Here is a 26,227-nt window from a genome sequence, read left to right as displayed (position 1 = left end):
CGCCGAGCAGACAAGGGACGATAAGACGGGGCCGGCCCGCCGCCCGTGAGGGTGGCAGGCCGGCGAGGCCGCGCCGGCTTCCGGTGGCAACGCCGTGGCCTGCCCACTTCGAATCGCCACTACGCGTCTTCAGCGGGTGCGTGAGTCAGACCTCTGGGGGACTGCACCGCAGTTCCGTTGCAGAACCGGCTCCGCCCGACGCGTCATGTGGCCGGTCCCCGCCCCTGTTTCAGGCCAGCTTCGCGGTCAGGGTGATGGTCGTGCCGGTCAGGGCCTGGCTGACCGGGCAGTTCTTCTTGGCGTCCTCGGCGGCGGCGACGAAGGTGTCGTTGCCGAGGCCGGGGACGGTGCCCTCCACCGTGAGGTGGATGCCCTTGATGCCCTCGCCGGGCTGGAAGGTGACGTCGGCGGAGGTCGTGAGCTTGGTGGGCGGGGTGCCGGCGCCGGTCAGGCCGTGCGACAGTGCCATGGAGAAGCAACTGGAGTGGGCGGCGGCGATCAGCTCCTCCGGGCTGGTCCCGCCGTTCGCCTGCTCGGCGCGCGACGGCCACGACACCGGCTGCTCGCCGATGCCGGACGAGTCGAAGGTGACGACGCCGTTGCCCTCGAGCAGGTTGCCTTCCCAGACGGTGTGCGCGGAGCGCGTGGTTGCCACGGTGGTTCCCTTCGTTGAGCCTTCGGCCCCTGATCGGGGCAGCGAGCCCATCGGATCACAGGAGGACGTGGCACGGCGGCACGGTGTCCCACGGCGATACCGGCGGTCGTGCGGTGTCAGCACCGCCCGCGAACGCAGGCCCTCGCCCGGGCGGCACGCTTCACGAAGTTGATCGTGGTTTACTTCTGCGTAAGCGTGTACTGCATGCTGTAGGGGCATGTGAGGCAGTAAGGAGAATGGTAAGAGCTCCGACAGATGATTCCTCAGTTGCTGGAGCAACCCTCTCGGGTCGGCTTGATCAGTCGCCAGGCCGGAGCAGCGTGCCATCTCGTCTCTCCACGTCGGCTGCGTCACGCTGCACGCATCGACCCAGCGCGTCCCGGACGACCCGTGCAGATATCGTGATCTGTCGTCATCGAGAGCCGGTACACATGCTCGTCATCGGCGCATTGCTCGGGGCGGCAGTCGACGGCCGCCCGTTTCACCCGCACCGCACGCCGGTGCACCGCACGAAGGAAGCCTCTTCCATGGAGTCCGTCCGCGTTCTGCTGGTCGACGACCAGCAGATGATCCGCACCGGTTTCCGTCTCATCCTCGAATGCGAACCGGACATCGCCGTTGTCGGCGAGGCGTCCGACGGCGACTCCGCTGTTGAGCAGGTCTTCGCCGTGCGGCCGGACGTCGTCCTGATGGACGTCCGCATGCCCGGCACGGACGGTGTCGAGGCCACCCGGCGCATCGTGGAGTCCGGTGCGGAAGCCCAGGTCGTGATGTTGACCACCTTCGACCTGGATCGGCACGTCCTGGACGCTCTCAGGGCTGGGGCCGTCGGTTTCCTGCTCAAGGACGGGCCCGCACAGTCTCTGGTGGAGGCGGTAAGGATGGTGGCCGCCGGTGACGCGGTCCTGTCCCCCCGTGTCACTCGGCGGCTTCTGGACCGCTTCGCCCGTCTGCCTCAGCCGGCCGTCGGGGCCGCGTCCAGGCGGCTGGAGCATCTCACGGCCCGCGAGGTCGACGTGTTGCGTGCGCTGAGTCGGGGGCTGTCCAACGAGGAGATCGCTCAGGAGTTGGACGTCAGCAAGAACACGGTCAGGACACACATCGCTCATATCCTGGAGAAGTACCACCTGCGTGACCGGGTGCAAGCGGTGATCCTGGCCTACGACGCCGGCCTGGTCACACCGGTCGGGCACGCTTCCACCGTCCGCTGACAGGCTGCTCCTCCCTGACGGCCTCCCACGAACGAGTCGTCAGCGCGGGGCGCGAGATCAGAGGCGCAACGGCAACTGCGCGGGCGGCACTTCGTACGGAACGACCTCGCGCATACCCGTGTACCTGGTCCGGCCCCACCGATGTACGGCGTCGACAGAGACCCCGTACGGCGTCAGACGTCCGTTCAGACGCATCACACGGGCTTGCAGCGCCCGTTTGCTCACCGGCTCCCCGGCGGTGCCGAGCAGCAGACCCAGATCGTGACAACACCACTCACGGGAAGGCAGGCTCAGAAGTTCCAACAACACCTGTTGAGAAGCCTGGTGAGGCACGACCTGCGGACGACTCCGGGACGGTGCCCGCAGGCGTTGACGCCTCGAAGAGAGATCGATCCACCTGCGTTCGGCGACGATCCGTCCGGCCAACTCCCTAGGAGGGGTGTCCCGGGGGAGCACGTTGACGGCCCCCGCACGCAGCGTGGCGACCACGTCCACGTCCCGGGGGGCCAGCACCACGACCGAGGAGATCGTGCTGAGCACGCGCACGCGCTGCTCAAGTCGGTCCGTTCCGCCGTCCTCTGACACATCGAGGACGGTCAGTCCGTCGGGCCTGCGCAGCAGCGACATGTAGGCCGGTGCGGAACCCCATGAGTGGGACAGGGCCGGCAGCACGTGGTACGGGCGCATGGTGCGCAGCAGACGGGCTGTCTTCTGCCGGCGCAGTGAGAGGACGACATCGACGGGGCAGGAGGAGGACATCGCAGTTGTGGGCATGGGCATGGGCATGGGGGTGGGGTGGGGGTGGTACTCGTGTGGCGGGGGGTGGTACTCGTGTGGCGGGTCCGTTCCATGCTCGGCACCCCCGCGCGCCACCGGCTGCTCAAGCGGTGGTCGTCATGTGCTCACCTGTGCTCAACGGCGGCCGCCGAGGGTGCAGGGGCGACGAACTCTCCGCCCCTCGTGGGCGGCCGCTCTTGGTGATCCACGGACGCATATGCTCCTCTCGGAGTACTCCCGTCGCGGCCGCGCTCCGCGCTGTCGCGGTCAGCGGCCCGGGCGCGTCGGGCGAGACGGAGAGGCGGAGTGAGTGAGCACGCGCGGCGGCAGCCTGGGCCGGCGGTTGGAACGAGTCCGGGAGCGTTCATTCCTCGGACGCAGGCATGAGCTCCACTTCTTCCGCGCAGCGTTGCACGGAGCATCCGGCGCCGCCTGCGTTCTCTACCTGCACGGTCCGGAGGGCACGGGCAAGTCGATGCTCTTGCGCCGGTTCGCGCTGGAGGCCCGTGCCGCAGGCCGCACCGTCGTACGGGTCGACGGGCGGACCACGCCGGCGACCGCCGATGCGTTCACGCGTGCCGTACGTCCCGTCACGCGGGAGCCTGGAGCCGTTCTGCTCGTCGATTCCTTCGAGCACTGCCGGTCCTTGGAGGACTGGTTGCGTGAGGAGTGCCTACCCCGCCTCCCCTGGGGCACCGTGGTCGTCGTGGCGAGCCGCCACGAGCCTGACCCTCACTGGCCGGCCGACCCGGGCTGGACGGGGCTGCTGCGTGTACTGCCCCTCGGCGGTCTGAGCAAGCCCGACGCAGCGGCGTTCCTCCGGCAGCGAGGCGTGCTCCCTCACCTGCACGACGCCCTGCTGGAGTTCACCGGAGGGCACCCCCTGGCTCTCGCCCTGGCTGCGGAGGCGGCGGTGCGCACGGAGACCGATGGCGGTGCCGATCACGCGGATCCTCCGCTGGGCCAGGACGCCGTCGCCACTCTGCTGCGCCGCCTCGTCGGTACCCCGCCCGACGAGGCTCACCAGGCAGCCCTGGACGTGTGCGCCCAGGCCCGTGTCACTTCGGTGGCGTTGCTGCGGGCGGTCCTCGGTGACCAGGGCGAGGATCTCTTCCTCTGGCTGCGCGACCAGCCGTTCGTCCAGACCACCCGGCTCGGTGTGGCCCCCCACGCCGTCGTACGCGAGGCGCTGAGAGCCGATCTACGCTGGCGTGATCCGGCCGGATTCGCAGAACTGCACCGGAGGATCCGGGGCCACCTGCTCGAACGGACGAGGCTCGGGCCCGCTTCCCGCGTCCTCGAGACCGTGGGGGACCTGCGGTTCCTCCACCGCTCCGGGCGCTTTCTGGCAGATGCGCACGGCCGGGCGTCGGGCGGCCGGGCCGAAGAGCTGCCCCGCGCGGTCGGGCACGAGGCGACGCTGATCCGCCGGATACGCCGCCAGGAGGGACCGGAGTCGGCGCGCATGGCCGCGCACTGGCTGCGCAAGCAGCCCGAGTCCTTCCTTCTGCAACGCCTCGGACCTGGTGAGGAGGACGTCGGAGGTTCGGCGTGGTTGAGGCTCATGCCCTTCGAAGGGGAGGCGGAGGACCCGGTCGTCGCCGCCGCCTGGGCGCACACCAGGAAGCACGGTCCGGTGCGGGCCGGCGAGCACATCGCGCTGGCGCGGTTCCACGTCGGCGAGTACGGCGATCACCGTCCCTCCCCCGTGATGGACGCGTCCCTCGGGCGCATGGTGGGGGACATCATCCGCGACGACAGACTGGCCTGGGCGTTCGCCGTCCTGCGCGACGACGGCTTCTGGGACTCTCATCTGCGCCACCACGCCATGGAACCGACGGCCGGCACGGTGACCGTCGACGGCCACCGTCACCGTCTCTTCGCCTGCGACCGGCGTGCCCTGCCCGCGGTGTTGGGGGGTGCGGCGAACGCTCCCTTGCTCACCGGCGCCGCTCCTGGTCCAGCCCGCTCCGGGAAGGAATCGTGCACGGCGGCGGAGATCCTGGTGCTGGGCGAGGAGGAGTTCGCCGTCGCCGTGAAGGCCGCTCTGCGAGCCTTGCACCGGCCACGTGAGCTGGCGCTCAACCCGCTCCAGCGCAGTCGTCTCGTCCTGGCGCACGGCATGGGTCTCAAGGACGTGGTCACCAGCGCGATCGGCAGCCTGCCGCTCGAGCGCGGTGGTGACAAGGGCTACCGGGCGGCGACCGCCGCCTACGTCGAAGGGGCCTCGACGCAGGCGGCCGCCGCTCGGCGCCTGGGGCTTCCCCTCAGCACCTACCGCCGCCACCTGGCGTGGGCGACACACCGGATCACGCGGATCATGTGGGAGCACGAACTGTCCGGAACCCCGCTGCTGTCACCCGCGGACCGGCCGCGGCGTTGACTCAGGTGACCGGGAGAGCGAGGACGGTCCCGGCCTCGTCGTCGTGGGACCCGGTGCCGTCGTCGTGGGACCCGGTGCCGTCCTCGTGGCCAACGGGATCGGCGAGGACGCAGGAGCTCCGGTCGTCCGGCGGGGGCGGGCCGTACACGGACGGAAGGGGGAGGGCGGCATGCACACAGTAACCGCCTCCGGGCCGGTGACCGGTGTGCAGTGTGCCGCCCATGGCCGCGACCCGTTCCCGGATCCCGACCAGCCCGTGCCCCGCCCCCCGGTCGAAGACGTGGGCCGGTGAAGGCGCGGCCTGCTCGCCGGGGCCCGCGTCGCAGATCCTCAAGGAGAGCATGCGACGGTCGTGCTCCCACGCCAGCGTGACGGCGGTGCGGGTGCGGCCCGCGTGCTTGAGCGTGTTGGTGAGGGCTTCCTGCACGATCCGGTAGACCGCCAGTTGCGATCCGGCCGACAGGTCGGCCGGTTCCCCGCTGATGGCGCAGTGGACCTGGAGACCGGCGGCACGTACCGACTCCAGCAGCGCCGGGATGGCGTCGATGGTGGGCTGCGGTGGCTGCTTGCTGGGGTCGGTGTCGTCCTCGTCGTCGGTGCGGAGCACGTCCAGCAGTTGCCGTAGCTCGGCGACGGTGGCCCGGCCGGTCTCCTCGATGGTGCGGTGCAGTTCGTGGGCCTTCTCCGGGTCGCGGGCCTGGACCCGGTCGGCGGCGATGGTCTGCACGATCATGAGGCTGACGTTGTGGGCGACGATGTCGTGCAGTTCCCGGGCGATGCGCGCGCGTTCCTCCATGACGGCGGCACGGGCTTTGGCGAGCTGTTCACCCTCCAGCGCCTTGGCGCGCTCCAGCGCCTGATCCTGCATGGCGGTCCGGGTTCGTACCAGCCGGCCGAGGGACCAGGCCGCGGCCGTCAGCACCGCCTCGGTCATGCCCGCGGCAAGCCAGTGACCCGCGGGCGCCAGCACGGCTTCCGTCACGGACAGTGCCGGAACGTGGAGGAGCGCCACAAGAGCGGCGGTGCGGCGCTCGGTCCGCACGGCGGTCAGGAACAGGGCAGTCGCGGCGCACAGGTAGGTGGGGCTGATCGCGGTCCCCTGCGGCCCCACGAGGTGAGGGACGTAACCCAACGCCTGGAGGATGCTGCAGGTGACCGCGACAACCACGAGGCTCGCCAGCGGGAACCGGTGATGAACGGTAATGGGCGCACCGCAGACCAGGATGAGCGCGACCCACCAGCCGCCCGGCGCGTTGTGCAGGGCCTCGCTCGCAGGGACCAGGGAGGGCAGGGCCAGGCACCAGCCCGTCAGGAGAACGCCCAGGGCCAGGTCGGTCAGGGCGGGGGGCAGACGGCGGCGCGGCCACGAGTTCAGTGCGCTCATGACGGTCCACGGTAGACCGCGCCGGCCGACAGCGGCCCGCCGGGACACCGGAAGACGGCGTACCCCTCGTCCGTGGGTCAGCGCGAGCGCGGACAGTCCGATGTCTGTGCAGGAGCTTCCGGGTGCACGTACTCGTTCTCCAGGACGAGCAGGAGAGCGACCTCGTCCGGTCGGCTGATCCCCGAGTTCGCCTCGAATGCGGAGCTCGCGGACGACCGGGACGGTTGGACTGGAGGGGTTGACCGATCCCTTCGCAGAGGAGTTCCGGTGAGTCCGGGACCAGTCCCTACCCGAGCCGACCCGGTGAGCGGCAGCAACGCCACGGACCCCGTCGGCTCCTGTGGTGGCGGTCTGCTCGGCGAGCACGTGGCCGCCGCACGTGCCCGGGCCTTCGTCGGCAGGGCGGCCGAGCGGAAAGCGTTCCGAGCGGCGCTGGCGGGAGAAGCCGAAGCCCGTCCCGTCCTCTTCGTGCACGGGCCCGGCGGTATCGGTAAGTCCGCCCTGCTGCACCGCCTGTCCTTGGACGCGACCGCCGCCGGCCGGTCGGTGGTGTGGGTGGACGGTGCGAGGACGCCGGCGGACGCCTGCGGTCGCCTGGATGCGTTCCGTGATGTTCTTGACGATCCCGCACCCGTCCTGTTGGTCGACAGCCTGGAGCGGTGCACCGGGCTGGAGGCGTGGCTGCGCGAGAGCTTCCTGCCCGACGTGCCGGGTGATGCGGTCGTGGTCATGGCGTCCAGGACCCCGCCGCAGCCCGGCTGGAGAACCGATCCCGGCTGGGCCGCCTGCGCTCGGTCGATGAAGTTGCCCGCGCTCAGTGCGGAGGAGACCAAGAGGGTCCTGGGCGACCAGGACGTGCCGCCACCTTTGAACGTCTCCGTGCGGGAGTTCGCGGGCGGCAATCCCCTGGCTCTGTCCCTGGTCGCGGCCGCCGCCCGCACAGGTGGGGAAGCAGGGTGGTCCATGGACGGGGGCGTCTCCCGACGGCTGACCGCGGTCCTGTTCCACCGTCTCGTCGGCGGCCTTCCCACCGAGCAGCACCGACGGACTCTGCAGGTGACCGCCCGGGCGGGGACCGTCACGGAGGAGTTGCTGCGCGCCGAACTCGGCGCCGGCGCGGCGGCCCAGTCGTTCGCGTGGCTGCGCGCGCAGCCCTGGGTGACGGCCGTCGGATGCGGCCTGCTGCTGGACGAGGCGGTACGCAACACGGTCGAGCACGACGCCAGATGGAACGACCCCGACGGGTTCACCGCTCTGCACGAGCGCCTGCACGACCACCTGGTGGAGCAGATACGCACCGTGCCTTTCGACCGCGCCCTGGACGCTGCGGCAGCCCTGCACCGCCTGTACCGGGACATCACGGTGCTGCCACCCGCCCATGAGTGGACCGCGCGGGGCAGCCACGAGGACGAGGCGTGCAGACCTGTGGACGAGGCCACCGTGCTCGGCCTGATCGCGGACTGCGAAGGGCCGGAGTCCGCGGAGAACGCACGGTTCTGGCTGCGTCACCAGCCGGAGGCGTTCAGGGTCCGACGGCCAGTCCCGTACGGCCCACCGCGAGCCTGTTCGGCCTGGCTGAGGCTGACGGCGTACGAAGGGGAGACAGCGGATCCCGTGGTCGCCGCCGTCTGGGACCACGTCCGGCGGCACGGGCCGCTGCGGGCGGACGAGCGGATCTCGGTGGCCCGCTTCCACGCCGGCTCGCGAGAGCGACGGGACGCCTCATCGGCCTTGGCGCTGTCGCTGCGGTGCCTCGTCGCGGAGACCGTGCGGACCGGCGGACCGGCCTGGGTGTTCTTCGTGCTCCGGGACGACGGCGTCTGGGACGGGGCGCTGCGCCGGCACGGGCTGCTTCCCACGGAGCACCGCTGGGACGTCGGTGGCGTTCCCCAGCGTCTGTTCGCCCGTGACGTGCGGGTCTTTCCCGCTTCCGACTGGCGGCGCGGGCTGCTGCGCTCCGTGTCGGGTGAGGGCGACGGCCGCGACCCCTGTCATCGGGTGAACGGTGCCGGCCTCGTCCGCACGGATGAGGCGCGGACGCCGACGGGGGTACTGTCCGAGCGGGAGTTCGCCGACGCCGTGCACGCGGGACTGCGGGCGTTGCGGCGGCCGTCGGAGCTCGCGCTGAATCCGTTGCGGCGTAGCCGGGTGGCTGCCGTAGGCGGTGAAGACCTGGCGGCCGTGCTTCAACAGGCCGTCTACGAGCTGGCCGAGGAGCAAGGCGGGCACGGACCGCACCAGGCCGCGGTGACCGCGTTCGTCGAAGGGACGACCACGCACCGGGCAGCGGCCGAACGACTGGGTGTGTCACTGAGCACCTACCGCCGTCATCTCAGGACTGCGGTCGAGCGCGTCTCGGCTCGTCTGTGGCATGAGGAGGTGTACGCGTCCGGTGTGCCGGACGGGTACACCTCCTCCGTGGGCGACCGGGAACAGAGCCGCGTGGATTGCTGACGCACGAGGGCGGCACCCTCGTGCGGGTCTATGCTTCGCGGACTAGGTGCAATTCCTCCTGGTGGCCGAGATCGCAGCGGATTCCGCGCGAAAGGATCGGCTCATGGATCGCATGCATGTTCTCGTCGCCCTGGTCGCTGTTGTGGCCCTTGCCCTCACCGCATGGACCAAGCCTCTGAAGGTGTTGTCCTTCTGGCCCCTCGTCATCGTCTGCATGATCTCCTACCCCGTGGGCGCACGGCTGTTCTCAGCGTTCGAGGAGGGGCGGTCCGGCGGTGCGTGGGTCGAATGGACCTTCCTGCTCAGCGTCGCCCTTCTGATCACCGTGCTCGTCGCGTCGGCCCTCCGGTTCCTCACGTCCTCCCGAGGCCCACACACCGACCGTCACGCCTACCACCAGGACCCCGACGCGTGAGTGTCCCTCTCCCGTAGTCCGGTGAACCTTGATCTGTGACGGCCCGGGGTTCCCCTGAGTTCGGAACGCTGCTGCGGCCCCGGACCGAGAGGTCGTGTCGGTGAGCGGGGCGCGGGGCGCGTGTTCCGAACAGTCCGTGTCGTTCGGCAGTGTCGCCGACACGGCTGTTGAGCACCATGCTTCGACGGTCAGCTTCGTCATGGACGACAGCCTCCCGCTCCGGCCGGGCCCGCACGGGAACGACTCCCTTCCAAGGGGCCGGGATCCTGTCACGGGGGACGACACTGCAACTGACGGTGACGAGCCCCGGTCGGTGGCCCCGCAACGGCTGTCGGCGGTTGCCGCACTCCTGCACCGTGCCCTGCCCCCGCCTTCCCTGACTCCAAGCCGAGGACCACTATGCCCGCCCCCGCTCCGACGACCACCGCACCCCATCGCCCCTGCCTGCCGCACACCGGGACCCGCACCCTCACCCGTCCCGCTACGCTCGATGACTTCGACGCGGTGAACGCGCTGCACAACCGCTGCTCGCTCGAGACGCGCTTCGCGCGCTACCAGGCCGCCCGGCGTTCCCTGCGCCGGGGCGAGTTCCACCACCTGACCCGCCCCGGCCTGGGCCTCACCTGGGTCACCCACCCGGAGGACGATCCACAGCGACTCATCGCGACCACCAACCTGGTCCGCACGACCGAGCCCAGCACCGCCGAACTCGGCATCATGATCGAGGACCCGTGGCAGAGCCGTGGCCTGGGCACCACGCTGGCGCAGTACGCCCGGGAGCAGGCCCGCACCTTCGGCTGCTGCTCCATGAGTGTCGTGACCGGCTTGGACAACGTGCGCATGCTGAGAATCCTGAGGACGCTCGGTGCCTCCCGGCCCGCCGTTCACCGCTCGACCGCCGACCTCACAGTCTCCGTCGAGCAGCCCCGATGGAGCTGACCGAGGCAGCACATCCTCTCCACTGATGCGACCGGACGGTGCATGGTGCCGACTCACGGCCGGTAAGCCTCCGCCGTGTGAAGGGGCTGCGCCGGCTCGGTGCAGCGAGCAACTCACCGCGGTATGGGGTTTGTGGGCGCTCGAGATCTGCTCGACCTCGTCGGCTGGGGCGTCGAGTGGCTAACGACCACGGGGCTCATCGATGAGGCCACACTTCTGATCCTCCGGGCCTTCCAGCGAAAGCCGGCCGGGACCGTGAGTGCCTACTGCGGAAAGCGCCCGGACGCGTAGCCAAGATCGTGTGACGAGTTCCGAGCGCGCCGATTCCGGCGTGCTCAGCCTTCGTGAGCCGCACGCCGTCATCGGATGACGAGTCCCCTGCTGGACGACGGAAGTCCGAGCCCTGTCAACGGGACGGCCGGAAACGGCCCCCTTGTTTCCTGGCTCCGGCGGCGTGCTGGTGAACTCGGCAGACAAGTCGAGTCCACCGACTCGGTCCAGCCGATGTCGTCAGCGCCCGGCCGCTGCCAGGACGTCGAGGATCCGTTCCCCAGTGCCGTCCATGGCCCGTCTGAGCAGCCGCTTGTGAGCGGTCCGGAAGGAGGCCAACTCATCCGGCAGGTCCGCCAGGGCGAGCCTGCATGGCACGTCCACGCGAGACCTCCAAGGTTCGCCGGTGGTCGGGCCATGCCGACCTCGGACCGGCTCGGCCGGAGTCAACGGCTCGCTCCGGTCGCACCTCGCATCCGTGATCATCCACCGGACAGACACATCACGATCGACCGACAAGCAGGTCAGGGAGACACGCTCCAGCTCGGGCGACGGCGCCTGAGCGCTTGGCAGGCTGCCAGGAACGTGGTCAGGGGGGAGCCTCCGTTGACGGCGACGGTCCGTCGCCGTCACAGGCACTGTCCGGGTCCTGCGTCGTCCCCCTGGGGGTGTCGCCGGCTTCAGGGGTCAGGTGCCTGAGACTGTCCCGTACCCATCTGCGGTCATCCTCGTGCAGACCGTCGGCCTGACTGAGAGCTTCGAGGATCTCCGAGCCGGTCACGCCATCGATGGCCAGCAGCGTGTCGGCGGCCCACACTCTGTCGTAGCCGATCAACGAGGCGTCAAGCGCGAGTACGCGGAGGAGGCCGGCCGCGCCGGAGCCCAGCAGCCGGACGCACGAGTGGGCTGCGCTGACGCGGTGCGTGCGGTCGAGTGCTGGGTCGAGGGCGAACGCCTCGAGCAGGTCCGCGGCGGCCGAGCCGTCCACCTCGAGCAGATCGTTTGCGGCGTGCAGGCGATCTGCGGGACCCAGGGCAGGGTCACACGCCAGGAGCAGCAGCAAGCGAATCCCGCCTGCGCGGTCGTACTCGCACAGCCTTCCGGCTGCCCATCTGCGGGTCCGTCCGGGAAGAGAGATGTCGCGGCCGAGCGCGCCGAGTCCGGCGATCCCACGCGTTCTGTCCACGGCCAGGAGCTTCTCCGCGGCCCACACGCGGGCGTCCGGCTCGAGGTCAGGACTGGTGGTCAGCGTCTCAAGCAGCGTGCTGCACCGATCGTCGCTGCGGTCGACCAGCGCTTGCGCGGCGTTGGTGCGGGCGCTGCTCCGCAGCGCTGGATCGCTTGCCAGGCTGTGCAGTAGATCTGTGCCGACATGGCCGGCCAGGCCGATGAGGGCCTCGGCGGCTGCGACTCGCCGGGACGCAGGTGCCGTGGGGTCGCCGGCCACCGAGCGGAACCGTGCAGAGGCGAGGCCGACCGCATGCTCGGGGAGTGACGTACTGAGCAGGGCGAGATCGGAGATGAGGATGCAGCCGTCCATGTCGGAGCGGGAAACCAGATGGGTGAGGATCGAAGCGATGTCTCCGGCGGAAGCGGGTGGCGCCGCATCCAGGAGGAACCCGATGTAAGAGGCGTCGACATGCCGGGGGACCCGGTAGCGAGTAGCCCATCCGGGCAGAAGGCGATGCTGCGGCCGGAAGAGGGTCCGCAAGGAACGTGACGCCGCTTCGGGTGTGCGGGTCGCGTGCTGGGCTGCCTGGTACTCCAGCATGGTCTGGTGCAGGAAGTCCAGCCGGCCGCCACGGGTGGTCATGAGACCGCTGCGCCTCAGGCTTCCCTCGAGGAATGCCCGCCACACCGACGCCGATACGACGGGCGCGGGCTGAGCGTCGGGATCCGTCGAGATGGCGTCGACGGGGTCGGACCAGTGGCCCACCAGACGCCGTGCGGCGTGCTGTGCGATCAGCGCCGGCATGCGGTCCAAGGCTGCTTCGGCGTGGGCCAGGGCGGTCTTGCCATAGCGGTCGAACAGCAGGCGCGTCTGGGTGCGGACGCCTCCGGCGCCGAGGTGCTGGCGCTCATTGAGCAGATCGGTGAATGCCCGGTAGACCGCTCCCCGGTTGGTGGGCAGGGGGGTGTCCGGGTGAGTGGCGTGTAGCTGGCACAACATGGAGGCCATCAGCGGCGTGCGTGCCAGATCGTTCAGTCCGGTGCCGGCCAGGGATTCGAGGAAACGCGCCACGGCTGAGTCGACGTCGGAGAGTTGAAAGACTTCGAACCATGAACGGGCGATGTGCGGGAGATCATCGGCCGCGAAGGGCTGCAGTGTGTACCGCCGCGGGCGCTCCGTGTTGCCGCGAGCGCCGGTTTCGGGACCGGGGGCCCGGTCGAAAGCATCGAGCTCGCCGAAAGGCAGGGGACGCGTCGCCACGGCGAAGCGGTAGTGACTGGCTTTGTGGTCGTCACGCACCTCTGTGATGGTGCTGATCACAGCACGCCGCGCAGCGGGGTCGGCCACCTCGTCGAGCCCGTCGACCAGCACCAACCAGGGGACGTCTTTGTACGGCGGAGCGGCAAAGAACTCCGCGGGCAGAGCTTGAGACAGGCCGTACGTGGACAGATCCTCCGTGACTGCCGCGGCCAGCGCGTCGGTCAGTGGCCGCCGGCCGGTGAGAGCCGCAGCCTGAACGAGGACCGGGACCGTTGCCTCTCCGGTGCCCTGCTGCCAGTGTTGAATGCCCGCGGCCAGGCGGGTGCGCAGCAGACTGGACTTGCCTCCGCCGGGCCCGGCCAGCACCATGCACATCTCGCCGTCCAGCAGGACCTGGTCTGCGGGCAGCAGCTGAGAGGGCCCGTCGGCCTGGTCGCCTCTCGCGTCGACCACCTGCCGCAAGTACACCGAGGCCAGCGGGGGCATCATCCCCGGCAGGACGCCGGGGTAGGGATGCTCCTGCGCTGATCGACGGGCCGCATCCAGGTAGTTGTCCAGATGGCGAGTGCGCCGGTCGGCCTGCTGACGCAGCCGGTGCAACACCGTCAGGGCCTCACCTGGGATGCGTAAGGCGGTGGCGAGCCGGTCCAGCGTGTCTGCCGAGGGCATCCCCGAAGAGCGGTTCAAGGCGTTGCTGACGGTCGCGTTGGAGACGCCTGCTGCTTTGGCCAGCTGGCTCTGTGTCATACCGGTCGCGGCTTTTGCCTCGGCGAGCAGCCGTCTGAACTCCGTGTTCGCCGCTTCGCCCGAAGGCTCGCCCGCGCCCCCCACCGAACCTCCTGAACCGGCCCTTCAATCTTGTTCACTTCACACCCTTGAACGGCAATCGAGGCTATCTCTGCTGATGAGCCCACCGAGGGTTCTTGCCACATTCGCCACCACCCACAGGAGAGAAGCCATGCCCGAGCACGTCCTGTTCATCGTCACCCCTGTGGCGGTAGGGCTCCTGATCCGCCTCATCCGACGACCGCGTCACATGCTTGCCGATCTCGCGGGCATCGTCCGTGACCTGATCACGTTGCGCATGATCCTGCGCGGCACCGCGCCCGACGAGCGGTCCGCGCTTATTGCCGCACACCGTGCATGGCGTCACCAGCCGACCATGCGCCGCCGCCCGGGGACTCGGCCCAATGCTTGTGGCAACCGACAGACCTGCGACTGTGGTTGCACGTCCTGACCGGACGGGTGGGGCGGCAGCGCCGCTTCCTCCCCACCCGCGCAAGGCAGCACTGCCGCAGAACTGTTGGTCGCCTTCGTACATCAGGCTGATCAGACAGGCCGCGAGGCCGGCGCCTAGACCGCTGCAGACTCCATCCCAGCCGCCCGGTCAGCAGGCGCCATACCGAGGCCCGGGCCGGTGTCACCTCGGTCACCCGCTCAACCGCCACGCCGCCCCGTTCCGGCGTCCACAGATCCGCCTCGAACCCGTCTGCCTGGGCGCCCTGCTCCGACGTAGTCCGCCCCTGCTCGACCTGGCGATCCAGCTTGGGCGGCCGACAGGTGGCCGGGCACCACCGCAATGCCTCTGCCCACGCTGGACGAGGTATGCGTGATGGGCGACCTGGCCGACACCCACCTGGAGCGGACAGTCGGCGACATCAAGAAAAGGCCGGCCGGCGAAGAGATGGTGCGCTGCCGGTGTTCCTGGCACGCAGACGGCCCGAAGGCGCGCGCAACCAGGCAGGCCGGCATGTTTGATGCCGATGTCGACTTGCGAGTAAACGGTCGGTGACCGTCCCTGACGCCGTGTAAGTTGGTCACTGCTTTCGGAGGCGTGTGTTCGCCCACGGTGATCGCCCGCAGTGCAGTGAGGGCGGCACGCCGGCGATGACTGTCCGTAGAGGGAGGGACGTTGACAGGGTTCACCGATGAGGAACTCCAGGCGCTTGCGCAGCGCTACTACGAGTCCCGCAAGGCTCGGCAATTACTCGGACGGGCAGGATACCCGAGGGACCGTGTGCCTGAATTCACTGACGCCAGCTCGTTCTGGTACGAGGTCAATCAGGAGATCGAGTCCGGCGTTATGGCCGACGGTCGGGGCAGCATTCTCACGGCAGATGAGACCCAGTACCCGGCGAACCCGATCGGCACTTCCTCGAGCTCCGGTCAGAACCCTCCTCCCGACCCACAGCCGCCGCCAGGGCCGGGCTCGTCTCTGACAGCGAACCAGGTCGTCATCGTTGCGGCCGTGATCGCAGGGGTGGCGACTGTCATCGCTGCGGCAGTGACAGGCGTCTTCGGTCTGCTTGGCGATGATCACCCCGAGGATGACTCCAAGGGAACCAAGACGGTCACGAGCGCGCCGGTTAAGACAGGCGAGTCATCGGGCATCACGGCGACTGCCTCCGCCGTCGAAGGGACGACCTTCAGCGAGCAGGCCGGCAGCAATGGCGCGCGAACCTTCAAAGACCCAACACGGCTGTCGATCACCGGCCCGAGGGTGGGAGCCTGGCAGGAAGTTGACGTCGTGTGTCGCAGGCACGCGCCCAGCATGGACAGTGTGTTGCCCGACGGCAACTGGTACCTCATCGCTTCACAGCCGTGGAACAGCCAGTACTACGCACCCGCCAATTCGTTTATGAACGGCGACAAACCCGGTGAAGACAACCACCACACGGATTTCAACGTGCCGGAGTGCGACTGACGCCCAGCGGCCACTCACCCGGGAGCACCGCGGGAGCCGCCACAGAATCGTCCTGACCATGAGCTCAGCCACGCTTCCCGCCGTGTAAGCCCAAACCCCACTGTGCAGGGCACGCTTGAGGCCAGCGCCCCGGGGTCTCTTTGTCGGTCTCACCGCCGCCGCTCATCAGTCCCATTTTCGCTGCCCTCCCGCTTATCCTGACGTTCGCCAAGGAAAACGGGGTCCTGTGGAAATGTCCACCGGCGCCGCACGGCGGGAGCTGTACGACCGGTGCGGGCCGTGGAAACCGGTCTACGAGCGCTTCCGCCGCTGGTCGGCCGACCGCACCTCGGACCGGCAGGCTGCGGCACCGCATGTCTGCCCTCGCGGCTACCGCGAGAGAGTTCCCCGGCCTGGCTTCGGTCAGGGGTTCCAGTAGACGGTCGTGAAGGCGCGTTCGAAGTGTCGTGCTGCCAGATCGTCGCGTTGGATCACCCAGTGGACGGTGGAGCCTTCGTAACCCGTCACGTCCCGGCCGGCATGCCAGTCGGCGAGCAGCACCCAGTCAGCGGAGTCGGCCGAGACCGGGCCCTCCCATGACCCCGCCTTCACCGCGTCGGTGACCGTTGCGACGGCGATGTCGACCGGATCGAGATGGACCACCTCCTCATCCGCGTACCCGCCGAGCTGGAACAGCTCCGAAGGTGCGATGTCGTCCTGTGTCTCCCTCCATACCTGGACAAGTTCCTTGGCGCGGGGATGGCCGGGGAGAGCTGCGCTCCATGGCTCGTGGGGAATCTCGATTGCCCAATGGCAGGGGAGCGACAGGTCAGCTCTCCATCGCATGGGTCCCTGAGGGTAGCTGTCGAACATGGCACGGTACTGCTCTATGCCCCTTGGGTTCCAAGCGTGGCTGTCCCGCTCCGTCACCGTAGTGCCTGCAGGAACGTAGATCACTTGGCCGGCGGGACTGGGGTAGTCGCTCTCGGGCCAGGCGAAGAAGAGCAGGCGTCCGTCCTTCGGCAGCGGCAGGTCAGAGGCGTCGGCCGGCAACGCAGAGAGATCGACGGAAGCAACGAAGGGATCATCAGGGACGGAGACATCGACGGGAAGCATCAGAGGGCCGCCGAACCGGCCCACGACGGCCCCCGCTCCCTCCTTGGCCGGTGTCAGCATTGCGCAAGGGCGGGCCAGGCCCAGCCATTGCTCCACGTCTTCCGCCGAAATGCCACGCGCCATTGCTTTGTCCCGGAAGGGGTGCAGGCGGGTCCGCTTCGCAGAGTTCATGGGCCGAACATACAGGGGAGGGCTGACAGCGCCGTGTGCCCCTGTCTGCGGGTCGTTCAGCCAGACGGCCAGGCACTTCCATCAAGATCAGTCGGCCGTTGGTCCGGCTGTGCTGTCAACTCTTCCGGTTGAGGAGGTCGCTGATCAACTTGGTGTGCCACGGATTGCCTGCCCAGCAGGGGCACCGTCCGCCGCCGGGCTTCCCGAACGACTTCGTGGACTCTGCAACAGGGCCTGGGCACCCAGGCAGCCTGGGTGGAAGGCACCTGCGAGCTTGACGCGACGCGGTGTTCGACGACCCTCGCGGCTTCGTCGTCGGGCAACTGCCCGACACTGCCTTGTGTTACCGCAGCGGCTGACTGGGCTCAGTCGTGGTGGCGGCCGGTCAGAGGGGTCAAGGCACCGCCCCGGACTCGCGGTTCAGAAGATCCGCAGGCGAGTCAGCTTCTTGCTCTGGCCTTCGACATCCACCTTGGTCGCCCACTTGTCCATCGTGTAGATGTCCCCGCCCACGACGAAGCGGATGCGGTTGTTGCCGGACGAGACCTTTACCGCGTTGGGCAGGTCAACGTCCTGGACACCCGCGTTGGCGAAACAGGCGGTGTTCTTGCCGCCGTTGTACCAGACCTTCACGAAGTCGGTTCGGTTGCCGCAGTCGGTCCTGTTCATGGCAGCGGCAGGGCCTGCGGGTATGAGGACTGCCACGGCTGCGGCAGCAGCCATGACCAGCGTCGTTCGCTGAGTGACACGCTTCATGACGGGTTTCCTTCACATGGTGGGAGCAGCATCGGGTTTCGGTGCACCGTGGCCGGTGGCCGGTATGCGTCTGGTGAACGTCCGCCCGAGCACCGGGTACGGCGGTTGCGGCGGCGTCGCGGAGGGGCGGTCGTTCAGCCGAGGGTGTAGCCGTACTTCTCGGCAACCTCACCCATGGCGACCACATCGGCCGGGTCGAGGGGAGGGCCGACCTGGCCCCGGACACCGGGGCGGCCGATCTCCTGGAACATGCCGTCCATGCCGCCAGGCACATAGAGGAAGTACATGCGGGCGGGGTGGCCCGGGCTGGTGTTCTTGAAAGAGTGACGAACTCCCTTGGGGACGTACACAACCCCTCCGGGCTCGACGTCGAACTGCTCGTCACCGACGGTCACCCGAAGTGTTCCGTCAAGAAGAACGAACGTCTCGGACTCGCCATGGTGGGTGTGCGGCGGGGGGCCGGCATCGGCCGGAACGACGGCCTCGGCCAGGGACAGCTCACCGCCGGTGTCAGCGGCGCTGAGCAAGGTGGTGTAGGTGTCCCCTACGAGGAACACCGGGGAGCCGCCGTCCGGCGGTATGTGCAGTGGGGGCAAAGACATGGATCGTACTTTCTTGCGGGTGCGGGAAGTGCTGTGTTGCGCCTTGCTTGCGGGAAGAGGCGTGGCCTGTGCCCGAACCACGGGCACGTCGGCCGCCACCTCGCGCCCATCCGGTGCCGGGAACGGTCGAAGAGCGGTCGGCGAAGATGCTCGCCGGACGGGTGGCGAGAACAGCGCCGCTCGTGGAGGGCGTGGCGTTCTCGGGGGTGTCGCGGGGGTGTCGCCGGGGCAGTGACGGCGGCTCGCCGGAGCGGCCCGTTACGTCGACGACTGCGGAGCGTGTGGTCTCCCAGGAGTCGCCGGAGAATTGTCTGCCCGCCGTGGGAGCCGGGTAGTTCCCGCCTCGGTGGGTCCGTCCGCCAACAGCATGAAGGAGCGGCAGAAGCGGGCGGCCGCGGTCAGCTCCTCGGGAGCCCTGCTGCCGCTCGTCTGCTCGCCGATGCCGGAGGAAACGAAGGCGACGGCGCGCTCGCCCTCGAGCGGGTTCCTTCCCAGACGGTGTGTGCGGGCACGGTGGGTCCCTTCCTCCTCGTGTATCGAGCCTCTCGTCGGGGCTGCGGGACATATCCGAGCACACGATGCCGCGATGTGGCGGCTGGACGAGTGACAGCAACATGGCGCCTTGTGTCCCTCTTGTGAGGAATGAGCCGCAGGGTCGGCGGCCGTCTCGCCGACCGTCGAACGACGCACTCCCAGCAGTGCCGATTGTCTCGACCGCCGGCGAGGTTCACTTCCGCGAAGGGCGTGAGGGGAGCTTCATGGGCAGGAGAAGCCAGGAATCATGCATGGAAGATGCCGTACAAGTGACCTTGGCGTTGCTTCAGTAACTGATGCGACGCGACTCGTCGATCGCCGGCAGGAGCAACGCGCCGTCTCATCCGTCCGAGAACCCCGTGTCTCGACGGCACGGATCGTCGCAGTGAGATCACGGAACGACCCGTGCGGGTTTCGTGACCTTCGCTGCCGGTGGTCTTCGTGGTCGTACCTGCCGAGCAGCAGCGCACGGGGAGCGGACAAAGGCCCGGCGGTGACTGTTCCGGGGCCCGGCCCTTCCGCGCTGGGCGGCCTTGCTTTCGGGGTCTTGGACGGCAGGCGAAAAAGGCTGGGCGGAGTCGGCCCGCGCAGGGCAGCGCCGGCGCAGTCGTCCGCGGGTCCGCGATAGCGCCTGCCGGCTTCGCGGCCAACTCTCCCTCTGATCGCTCTGGTGGCAGGCAAGCGGAGGGCCGCTCAGAGAGCCGGCGTCACCGACGGGCGGACCAGCCCACTCTCGTAGGCGAAAATGGTCGCCTGCACACGATCCCGTAGGCTCAGCTTGTTGAGCACTGAGCTCACGTGCACCTTCACCGTTCCCACGGCTACTTCCAGACGCGCGCCGATCTCCGCGTTGCTCAGGCCCGTGGCGACGAGGACGAGGATCTCGCGTTCGCGGCTGGTGAGGCTCTCCAGCGCCCCTGTGATCTCCGGAGCGAAGGAGGCCCCCCGAGCGAAGGCTGCTATCAGACGCCCCGTGACCGCGGGCGCGAGGACGCCGTCACCGGAGGCGACCACCCGTATCGCGGCCAGGAGGTCCTCCGGCTCGGAATCCTTGAGCAGAAAGCCGGAGGCCCCGGCGCGCAGAGCTTCGTAGACATAGGCGTCGAGGTCGAACGTGGTGAGCACGAGAACCCGAGAGCCGCTGCCGTGACTGGTGATCAGCCGGGTCGCCGTCAGTCCGTCCATACCCGGCATGCGGATGTCCATGAGCACCAGGTCGGGCGCGAGCTGTGCCGACATCGCCACAGCCGCGTCACCGTCCGCTGCCTCGCCGACCACGGTCATGTCGGTTTCGGCCGTCAGGATCGCCACGAAACCCGCGCGGACGATCGCCTGATCGTCCACGACCAGCACACGGATACCGATGGTCCTGCTCCTCTCTTCGCCCGCACCCGGGCCACTGTCTGCGCCGCATCCTCCCATGGAGGCGGTGCGCGGGACCCACCAGGTCGGCGTGCGCATCCAGAGGCCGCCACGCAGTCGCCGACCTGTCGGCACGGACACTTCTACATGCGAGGGGTGTTCGTCACGACGGCTCTTCGAGGCGCTTTCGGCGCTCTGCCGGCGTCCAGGCTTCCGAGCAACTGGCGCATGGCGCTCAGTGTCGCCCGCGTAGCCGCGGCCACCTGCTCCAGGCTGCCCTCCTCAGCCGAGGAGATCATCCGGTCCGTCTGCCGGAGCACCGTCTCCCGCAGACCGACGGCGACTCGCTGCCGTTCGCCGTGGACCATGGCCCTCGTGCTCGACAGCACAGTGGTGAGGGCCGTGTCCTCCCGGCCCAGTTCCCGCCTGCGACGCCTGTGCATCAGCCATCCCGCCCCCCAGGCGGCCGTGCATCCCAGGCCGGACAGGAACAGCGTCCAGCAGGCGAGAAACAGCACGAGAAAAGGCCCGGCCGGGTCTCCGAGCAGCGTCCCGTCGGCGGCGAAGGCGGACGTGAAGGAGATCGCCGACGGGAGAACCGCGGCGGGCACGGACAGAAACGACAGCCGTGAGCCCGCCGGAGATGTCAGTGGATGCGCCGTCGGCGGCGGGACGTGTCGGCCGGAGGGCACGGGCGCGGTTCTCAGGACCCGGCCGTACGCCGCGACCGCGTAGACCGCGGCCGGTGCGACGATGCCGCCGCCGAGGAAGCAGATCGCGGAGGACGGCGGCAGCGCACCACCGCGGAGCAGAACCGGCCACAGGAGGGCGGCGGCCCCGGTCACCGCCAGGACCGCCCAGGGCGCGTGGCGGCGCCACAGCAACGGCAGTGCGTGGAGGGTCAGCACCGACACGAGTAGCAGGCATGTGCCGGCCCCGTAGCCGGCGTCCTCCGCCTTCGTCAGGGCGACGCCCGACGCCACCGCGGCGGCCGAGCCGAAGACCGCCCTGTCCGCGATCCGCTGTTCGCGAGGAAAGTCGCGCCGACGCCCTGGGCTCGGCCGAGGGCCGGACGCGGCGTCGGGGAGCACGGCGTGTACGCGCCAGCCTCCGTCGGGGCGGGGTCCCGCGGACAGCCTCCCGCCGAGGACGGCGGCACGCCGATGCATTCCTTCCACCCCCCGGCCGGAGCCGATCCCCGCCGTGCCGGTGTCCGTGCCGCCGGGCGGCCTGCCGTTGTCGACGGTCAGATGCAAAGTGTCCCCGGCCCGTTGCACCCGCACGCTGACCGCGGCGCCCGGCGCGTAGCGAAGGGCGTTGGTCAGGGCCTCCCGGATGATGCCGTGGGCCGCTTCCGCCGCGGGTCCGGTGAGATCAGCGGGCAGGGAGACGGAGACGGGGCGGCCCAGCCTGCCGAATCCGGCGATCAGCGTCTCGATCGGAGCGGTCATCGCCTGGGGAGCCGGTGGGTCGTCCACCTGCATGACCGCTACGAGACGCCGCAGTGCGGACTGGGTCTCCCGTGCGGTGCGGCGCGCGAACGCGAGTGCCTCCGCGGCCAGGTCGGGCCTGCTGTCACCGAGCCTGCGGGCGGCCTCGACGGATACCACGACGGAGGTGAGGTGGTGCGCGCTGATGTCGTGCAACTCACCGGCCAGCCGTTCCCGTTCCGCCTCGGCGGCCTGCGCCTGCTGCTGCTCGGCACCGGCCAGCCGCTCCGCCGTGGCCTGCCGTTCCCGCAGCCAGTGCCGGCGGCCGGTGCCGAGAGCGGACACCAGCAGAAAAGGGCCGACACCAGTGAGCCAGTCGGAGAGGAGAAGACCGCCGACGCCGTGCCGTGCGGCCGCCTGCAGGAGCTGGACGACGGCGACAGCCGCGGTCGCGCCCAGGCCGACGGGCCAGCTGCACAGAACGGTGACGGTGAACAGCGCCACCATGACCGCCAGCCCCGGTACCAGGCCCAGCAGGTCAGGTGGCGCCAGGATCTGTCCCACCACGGACACCGCGACGATGACGCCCAGGGCGGCGAGCGGTGCCCGGTGACGCCGATCGAGCGCCACCACAGCGAGCGCCGTGGCACAGAAGGCGGTGATCCACTCAACGGTGTCCGGCGGCTCCTTCGAAGACGCAACGACACTGAACCACAGCAGCAGTTGCGCTCCCATGAACAGTACCGGCAGTGGCCTGACCCGACGTCCTTTCCCCATTGGCGCAAGTGTATGGCCGGGCGTCGCCCTCCCCGACACCGCGGGGTTCAAGGGGTCACGCGGTGCCGGCCCTGCGGTCGCGCCACCGCTCTATGTCCCGCGGACTAGGCGACGATCCTTCCGGCGGGCGACGGGGCGGCACGTTCAGCGCGAAAGGATCGGCACATGGATCGCGTCGTCGCGTCGAGCCTCCGGGGGGATCAGGTCCTTCCAGGGCACACGCACCGACCGGTACGCCCACCACCACGACTTCGTGTGAGCGGCTGTCCACTGCGCCCGTATCACCCACACCAACTGGAGACCGGCACAAGCATGCCCGCACAACCTCGCATGTCCCGGACCGCTGTCGCCCTGGCGTCGCTCGCCGTGCTGGCGGCCACCGCGGTGACAGCCTGCAACCCCGAGACCGCCGACGACGCTCGCGGCGATGCCGCGATACCCGCGGTGCCCACCGCTCTCAGCGAGCAGGAACTGAAGTGGAGCACGTGCTCCGCTCCGTCCACGGCCCAGGGCGGCGGAGACAGGCCCGAGAAGCTGCCGGACGGAACGACGTGGCAGTGCAGCACCATGAAGGCTCCGCTGGACTACGCGGACCCCGACGGCGAAACCATCGATCTGGCCCTGATCCGGGCGAAGGCGTCCCCGGACTCCGGCGAGAAGCGCCTCGGGTCCCTGGTCTTCAACTTCGGCGGCCCCGGCGGCTCCGGGGTGCTCACCCTTCCCCTCGCCGCCGGCGACGAGTACATGACGCTTCACAAGCGCTATGACCTGGTCAGTTTCGACCCTCGCGGGGTCGGGGACAGTGCCGGCGTGCACTGCCTGGACACGAAGGCCATGGACGCCTGGCTGGCCGCGGACGCCACCCCTGACGACGCCACGGAGGAGAAGGCCCGCGAGCGTGGGGTACGCGCGTTCGCCCGGGCCTGCCAGAGCGAGTCGGGCGCGGTGCTGGATCACGTCGGCACCCAGGAGGCCGCACGTGACCTCGACCTGATGCGCCACGTCCTGGGCGACGAGAAACTCAACTACTTCGGCATCTCCTACGGCACACAGCTCGGCGGCGTCTACGCACATCTCTTCCCGAAGCGTGTCGGGCGCTTCGTCTTCGACGCCGTGGTCGACCCCACCGAGGACGCCCTGCACGGTGCCCTCGGCCAGGCGAAGGGGTTCCAGGGCGCACTGCGCAACTTCCTGGAGGACTGCGCACGGCAGGACTCCTGCTTCTTCGAAGGCACGAACCCGCAGCAGGGCGAGAAGGACATCATCGCGCTGCTCGAGCGCCTGGACACCGACCCCCTGCCCACGGAGTTCGGGCGTCCCCTGACTCAGAGCCACGCCCTCAACGGCATCGCCGCCGCCCTCTACGACCAGGAGAGCTGGCTGCTGCTCAGGGGCGGACTGGCCGCCGCCATGGACGGCGACGGCAGCGCACTGCTGCTGCTCTCCGACCTCCTCAACGAACGGATCGACGACGACGGATACGCCAACATCAACGCAGCCAACACCGCGGTGAACTGCGCGGACTACAAGGACCGCTTCACCCTTGAGGACGTACACCGCCACCTGCCCCGATTCCGCACGGCATCTTCGGTGTTCGGCGACTGGATGGCCTGGGGGCTGCTCCAGTGCACCGGCTGGCCCGCTGACGGCCACGCATCCACCGTCGAGGTGTCGGCCGACGGCGCGAACCCAGTCCTCGTCATCGGCAACACCGGTGATCCGGCCACTCCCTACGAGGGTGCCAAGAAGATGGCGAACGAACTGGGAGAGAAGGTCGGCGTCCACCTCACCGTGGACGGTGAGGGGCACGGCACCTACGCTGTCAACGACTGCCTGACCGAGCTGGTCGACGCGTATCTGCTCGACGGGACGGTCCCGGCGAATGGCACCGTCTGCTCGTGACGTTGCGTCCCGAGGCTTCCCGGAGCCACCGTCCCCGGCTGCGGGCAGGTCCGCTGCCCGCCGGCGTGGACGGTGAGGTGAACCCGCCCGGCCTCAGGCCCGCCGGATCACCAAGGTCTGCGTCCGGCGGGTCGCCGCCCGCACGGCTCAGGGACCGGGCCGCCTGGAGCCCGGCGCGGTCCCCCGGCGGCCACGACGTCCCACCCGCCCCGGTGCTCCTCGTGCTGTGGGCGCGCCCCTGCCGAGGTTCCGTAGGCGCTGAACGGTTGGGGGCGGATGGCACAGCGCGGACAGTGTCCGCTCACCGTTGACCATCCCGTGCGACGCGACGGTCCGACCACTACATCGGTGCCGATGACAGCCGGGGCTCGGACGGAGACCCGGCTGGGTGCGGTACCACCGGGTTCGGGCCCCGAGGGCGCCGTTCAGGGGCGGTATCCGGTCCGGTGAGGCGGCGGGTCCGGAGACCGCCCATCGTACTAAGGACGACGGTCTCGTCACGGACGGGTTTCTGATCAGCGGTCAGGAGGGGAGCGGGCCAGAGATCGTCGCCCCCGGGTTCCGGCAGACCGTTTCCGCTGACCGCCCGGACAACGCTTCTGCTCCGTCCGATGCGCCTCGATGACCGGCATCCGCACCGGACGGACTCCGCTGCCGAGCCCGGGGCGTTCGGCCGGCGGCGGTTCCGGCTCTCGCGGGCGGGCCCGTGGTACGCCAGGGGAGCAGCGGTCGGCGTACGGCTGTCGGGGGAGGTCCTTGCGGGGGCCGATGCGTTGTGTGCCGGGCCGATGGCGGGGGTCACGGGGTGGAGTAGCGCATGGCCGGCACGATCAGGAAGGCGCCCAGAAGGAGCACCCCGGCGACGACGAGCAGAATGCCGTCGAAGTTCAGTCCCGTGAGCGCACCGGCGAGCTGTGGGCCCAGGCTGGCGCCGATGAACATGCTGCACCCGTAGAGGGCGACCGCCGCACCACGTGCCTGCGGGGCGTTGGCGTTGATGGTTTCGACGACCGCGGGCGCCGCTACCGCGACGGCGGCCACGAACAGCAGCAGGGCCAGGGCGAGCAGCGCCGTGTGACCACCGAGGAAGGAACCGGTGGCGACGGTGAGAGAGGCCAGAGCGAAGGCGAGGGCCGCGCGCAGGGGCGCGGGCAGCCGCCCGAGCACGGGGACCAGCAGGGGTACGGCGATCAGGGCGGGGAGCGCGCTGGCCCGCAGGGCGAGGATCGCGGTGGCATCGCCGGTGACGGCCGGTGGGCCCGCGATGGCCACCGCCGTGTAGAGGGAGACGAAAGCCGTCATCAGGGCGACGGTGGACAGGCACAGGGCGCCCAGCCGCGGCTGTCGCAGCAGCCGCGGCATCGCCGCGAACGCCTGCAGCAGTCCGCCGTCGGTGCCTCCACGCGGAGTGGGTCGCAGGACCCGGCGCACCGGGAACAGGTTCAGGGCCATCAGCACGGCACTGATCCAGAAGACCGCACGCCAGCCGATTCCGGCCGCAACGGCCTGCGCGCCGACCTGAACAACGACGGCGGCGGCGAGCATGCCACTGGTGATGCAGGTGAGGGAGGTGCCGCGGTGTCGAGGCGCGATGTGCCGGACGACGTAGGAGAGCGCGGCAGGGGCGAAGGTCGCGGCGGTCAGTCCCTGCAGGCTGCGCAGCACGACGGCGGTGGGAAGGTCGGAGACCGCGCTGACCGCCGCGGTGGACGCCGTGGCGGCCGCGAGCCTCACGGTGATCACGGCGCGTGGTCCGTAACGGTCGCAGAGCGGGCCGGCGAAGAGGAACCCGGCTGCGTAGGCGAAACCGAACGCCGTCGCCGTCCACGTGACCTGACCGGGTGTGGTGCCGAACTCGGTGGCCATGGGGTGCAGCAGTGCCAGGACGGTGTACATCTGACCGACCATCAGCATGCCCAGCGTGGTGAGCAGCCGCTGTGGTCCTGGCGGCCGGGGCCCAGCCTGGTGGCCGACC

The 26,227-nt window shown here is 69.7% G+C and carries 19 protein-coding genes and 2 pseudogenes; 10 read left to right on the top strand and 11 right to left on the bottom strand.

Going from position 1 to position 26,227, the window contains the following annotated elements; translation table 11 throughout:
- Positions 1–229: 229 nt before the first annotated feature.
- A complete protein-coding gene (locus IE172_RS14605; protein ID WP_190097655.1) occupies positions 230–655 on the bottom strand; it encodes an OsmC family protein in 426 nt (141 codons plus the stop codon).
- Positions 656–1,182: 527 nt separating this feature from the next.
- Between IE172_RS14605 and IE172_RS14600 the strand changes: the two genes are divergently transcribed.
- Positions 1,183–1,866, top strand: a complete 684-nt coding sequence (locus IE172_RS14600; RefSeq protein WP_190097654.1) for a response regulator — start codon at positions 1,183–1,185, stop codon at positions 1,864–1,866.
- Between the two features lie 57 nt (positions 1,867–1,923).
- Here IE172_RS14600 and IE172_RS14595 read toward each other — a convergent pair whose 3' ends face one another.
- Positions 1,924–2,646: a hypothetical protein gene (locus IE172_RS14595; RefSeq protein ID WP_229886065.1), complete on the bottom strand. Its 723-nt coding sequence runs from the start codon at positions 2,644–2,646 to the stop codon at positions 1,924–1,926.
- A gap of 406 nt (positions 2,647–3,052) precedes the next feature.
- On the opposite strand from IE172_RS14595, the gene IE172_RS14590 reads away from it, so the two are divergent.
- The gene (locus IE172_RS14590; RefSeq protein ID WP_190097652.1) at positions 3,053–5,026 is read left to right on the top strand and encodes a P-loop NTPase family protein; all 1,974 of its coding nucleotides are present in this window, start codon (positions 3,053–3,055) and stop codon (positions 5,024–5,026) included.
- A 1-nt stretch (position 5,027) separates the two neighbouring features.
- Here IE172_RS14590 and IE172_RS14585 read toward each other — a convergent pair whose 3' ends face one another.
- Entirely contained in the window at positions 5,028–6,410 is a 1,383-nt protein-coding gene (locus IE172_RS14585) for a sensor histidine kinase (RefSeq protein WP_190097651.1), read from the bottom strand.
- 303 nt (positions 6,411–6,713) lie between these two features.
- Here IE172_RS14585 and IE172_RS14580 point away from each other — a divergent pair, with 303 nt between their 5' ends.
- The 3 genes from IE172_RS14580 to IE172_RS14570 all read left to right on the top strand — a co-directional run bounded on the left by IE172_RS14580 (position 6,714) and on the right by IE172_RS14570 (position 10,218).
- Positions 6,714–8,864 carry an AAA family ATPase gene (locus IE172_RS14580; protein WP_190097650.1) on the top strand — a complete coding sequence of 717 codons (2,151 nt, stop codon included), beginning with the start codon at positions 6,714–6,716 and terminating at the stop codon, positions 8,862–8,864.
- A 61-nt stretch (positions 8,865–8,925) separates the two neighbouring features.
- Positions 8,926–9,279 (top strand): hypothetical protein, encoded by a 354-nt coding sequence (locus IE172_RS14575; RefSeq protein ID WP_125537126.1) that lies wholly within the window; start codon positions 8,926–8,928, stop codon positions 9,277–9,279.
- Positions 9,280–9,678: 399 nt separating this feature from the next.
- Complete coding sequence (locus IE172_RS14570; RefSeq protein WP_190097649.1) at positions 9,679–10,218, top strand: GNAT family N-acetyltransferase; 540 nt, start codon at positions 9,679–9,681, stop codon at positions 10,216–10,218.
- Positions 10,219–10,648: 430 nt separating this feature from the next.
- Here the strand turns inward: IE172_RS14570 and IE172_RS34505 are convergent.
- Positions 10,649–10,989: pseudogene (locus IE172_RS34505) on the bottom strand (transposase); the annotation flags it as partial.
- 88 nt (positions 10,990–11,077) lie between these two features.
- Positions 11,078–13,750, bottom strand: a complete 2,673-nt coding sequence (locus tag IE172_RS14565) for an NACHT domain-containing protein (protein WP_190097648.1) — start codon at positions 13,748–13,750, stop codon at positions 11,078–11,080.
- A 127-nt stretch (positions 13,751–13,877) separates the two neighbouring features.
- On the opposite strand from IE172_RS14565, the gene IE172_RS14560 reads away from it, so the two are divergent.
- The 4 genes and pseudogenes from IE172_RS14560 to IE172_RS34500 all read left to right on the top strand — a co-directional run.
- Complete coding sequence (locus tag IE172_RS14560) at positions 13,878–14,156, top strand: hypothetical protein (protein ID WP_190097930.1); 279 nt, start codon at positions 13,878–13,880, stop codon at positions 14,154–14,156.
- 375 nt (positions 14,157–14,531) lie between these two features.
- Positions 14,532–14,711, top strand: a complete 180-nt coding sequence (locus IE172_RS14550; protein ID WP_190097646.1) for a hypothetical protein — start codon at positions 14,532–14,534, stop codon at positions 14,709–14,711.
- A gap of 120 nt (positions 14,712–14,831) precedes the next feature.
- A complete protein-coding gene (locus IE172_RS14545) occupies positions 14,832–15,623 on the top strand; it encodes an effector-associated domain EAD1-containing protein (RefSeq protein WP_190097645.1) in 792 nt (263 codons plus the stop codon).
- A gap of 215 nt (positions 15,624–15,838) precedes the next feature.
- A pseudogene (locus IE172_RS34500) lies at positions 15,839–15,969 on the top strand (transposase); the annotation flags it as partial.
- Between the two features lie 56 nt (positions 15,970–16,025).
- Here IE172_RS34500 and IE172_RS14540 read toward each other — a convergent pair.
- The 5 genes from IE172_RS14540 to IE172_RS14520 form a co-directional block, all read right to left on the bottom strand.
- The gene (locus IE172_RS14540; protein ID WP_190097644.1) at positions 16,026–16,889 is read right to left on the bottom strand and encodes a DUF1963 domain-containing protein; all 864 of its coding nucleotides are present in this window, start codon (positions 16,887–16,889) and stop codon (positions 16,026–16,028) included.
- Positions 16,890–17,309: 420 nt separating this feature from the next.
- On the bottom strand, positions 17,310–17,645 hold the full coding sequence (locus IE172_RS14535) for a beta/gamma crystallin domain-containing protein (protein ID WP_190097643.1): 336 nt from the start codon (positions 17,643–17,645) through the stop codon (positions 17,310–17,312).
- Positions 17,646–17,779: 134 nt separating this feature from the next.
- The gene (locus tag IE172_RS14530) at positions 17,780–18,247 is read right to left on the bottom strand and encodes a cupin domain-containing protein (RefSeq protein WP_190097642.1); all 468 of its coding nucleotides are present in this window, start codon (positions 18,245–18,247) and stop codon (positions 17,780–17,782) included.
- A gap of 1,227 nt (positions 18,248–19,474) precedes the next feature.
- Positions 19,475–20,146, bottom strand: coding sequence for a response regulator (locus IE172_RS14525; RefSeq protein WP_190097911.1), 672 nt, complete (start codon positions 20,144–20,146; stop codon positions 19,475–19,477).
- 140 nt (positions 20,147–20,286) lie between these two features.
- The gene (locus tag IE172_RS14520; protein ID WP_190097641.1) at positions 20,287–22,350 is read right to left on the bottom strand and encodes a sensor histidine kinase; all 2,064 of its coding nucleotides are present in this window, start codon (positions 22,348–22,350) and stop codon (positions 20,287–20,289) included.
- Between the two features lie 312 nt (positions 22,351–22,662).
- On the opposite strand from IE172_RS14520, the gene IE172_RS14515 reads away from it, so the two are divergent.
- Positions 22,663–24,252 carry an alpha/beta hydrolase gene (locus tag IE172_RS14515; protein WP_190097640.1) on the top strand — a complete coding sequence of 530 codons (1,590 nt, stop codon included), beginning with the start codon at positions 22,663–22,665 and terminating at the stop codon, positions 24,250–24,252.
- 798 nt (positions 24,253–25,050) lie between these two features.
- Here the strand turns inward: IE172_RS14515 and IE172_RS14510 are convergent.
- Entirely contained in the window at positions 25,051–26,166 is a 1,116-nt protein-coding gene (locus tag IE172_RS14510; RefSeq protein ID WP_229886063.1) for an MFS transporter, read from the bottom strand.
- Positions 26,167–26,227 lie beyond the last annotated feature (61 nt).

The sequence above is a fragment of the Streptomyces griseoflavus genome, from assembly GCF_014649995.1.
Classification (GTDB): Bacteria; Actinomycetota; Actinomycetes; order Streptomycetales; family Streptomycetaceae; genus Streptomyces; species Streptomyces griseoflavus.
This window is presented reverse-complemented; position numbering and strand designations above follow the sequence as displayed.

Coding starts and splice junctions, on each gene's coding strand:
- IE172_RS14595 (WP_229886065.1), bottom strand. CDS start 2,646: ATGCCCATGCCCACAACTGCGATGTCCTCCTCCTGCCCCGTCGATGTC.
- IE172_RS14510 (WP_229886063.1), bottom strand. CDS start 26,166: ATGCTGATGGTCGGTCAGATGTACACCGTCCTGGCACTGCTGCACCCC.
- IE172_RS14515 (WP_190097640.1), top strand. CDS start 22,663: ATGCCCGCACAACCTCGCATGTCCCGGACCGCTGTCGCCCTGGCGTCG.
- IE172_RS14530 (WP_190097642.1), bottom strand. CDS start 18,247: ATGTCTTTGCCCCCACTGCACATACCGCCGGACGGCGGCTCCCCGGTG.
- IE172_RS14550 (WP_190097646.1), top strand. CDS start 14,532: ATGGGCGACCTGGCCGACACCCACCTGGAGCGGACAGTCGGCGACATC.
- IE172_RS14570 (WP_190097649.1), top strand. CDS start 9,679: ATGCCCGCCCCCGCTCCGACGACCACCGCACCCCATCGCCCCTGCCTG.
- IE172_RS14540 (WP_190097644.1), bottom strand. CDS start 16,889: ATGAACTCTGCGAAGCGGACCCGCCTGCACCCCTTCCGGGACAAAGCA.
- IE172_RS14535 (WP_190097643.1), bottom strand. CDS start 17,645: ATGAAGCGTGTCACTCAGCGAACGACGCTGGTCATGGCTGCTGCCGCA.
- IE172_RS14520 (WP_190097641.1), bottom strand. CDS start 22,350: ATGGGGAAAGGACGTCGGGTCAGGCCACTGCCGGTACTGTTCATGGGA.
- IE172_RS14585 (WP_190097651.1), bottom strand. CDS start 6,410: ATGAGCGCACTGAACTCGTGGCCGCGCCGCCGTCTGCCCCCCGCCCTG.
- IE172_RS14600 (WP_190097654.1), top strand. CDS start 1,183: ATGGAGTCCGTCCGCGTTCTGCTGGTCGACGACCAGCAGATGATCCGC.
- IE172_RS14560 (WP_190097930.1), top strand. CDS start 13,878: ATGCCCGAGCACGTCCTGTTCATCGTCACCCCTGTGGCGGTAGGGCTC.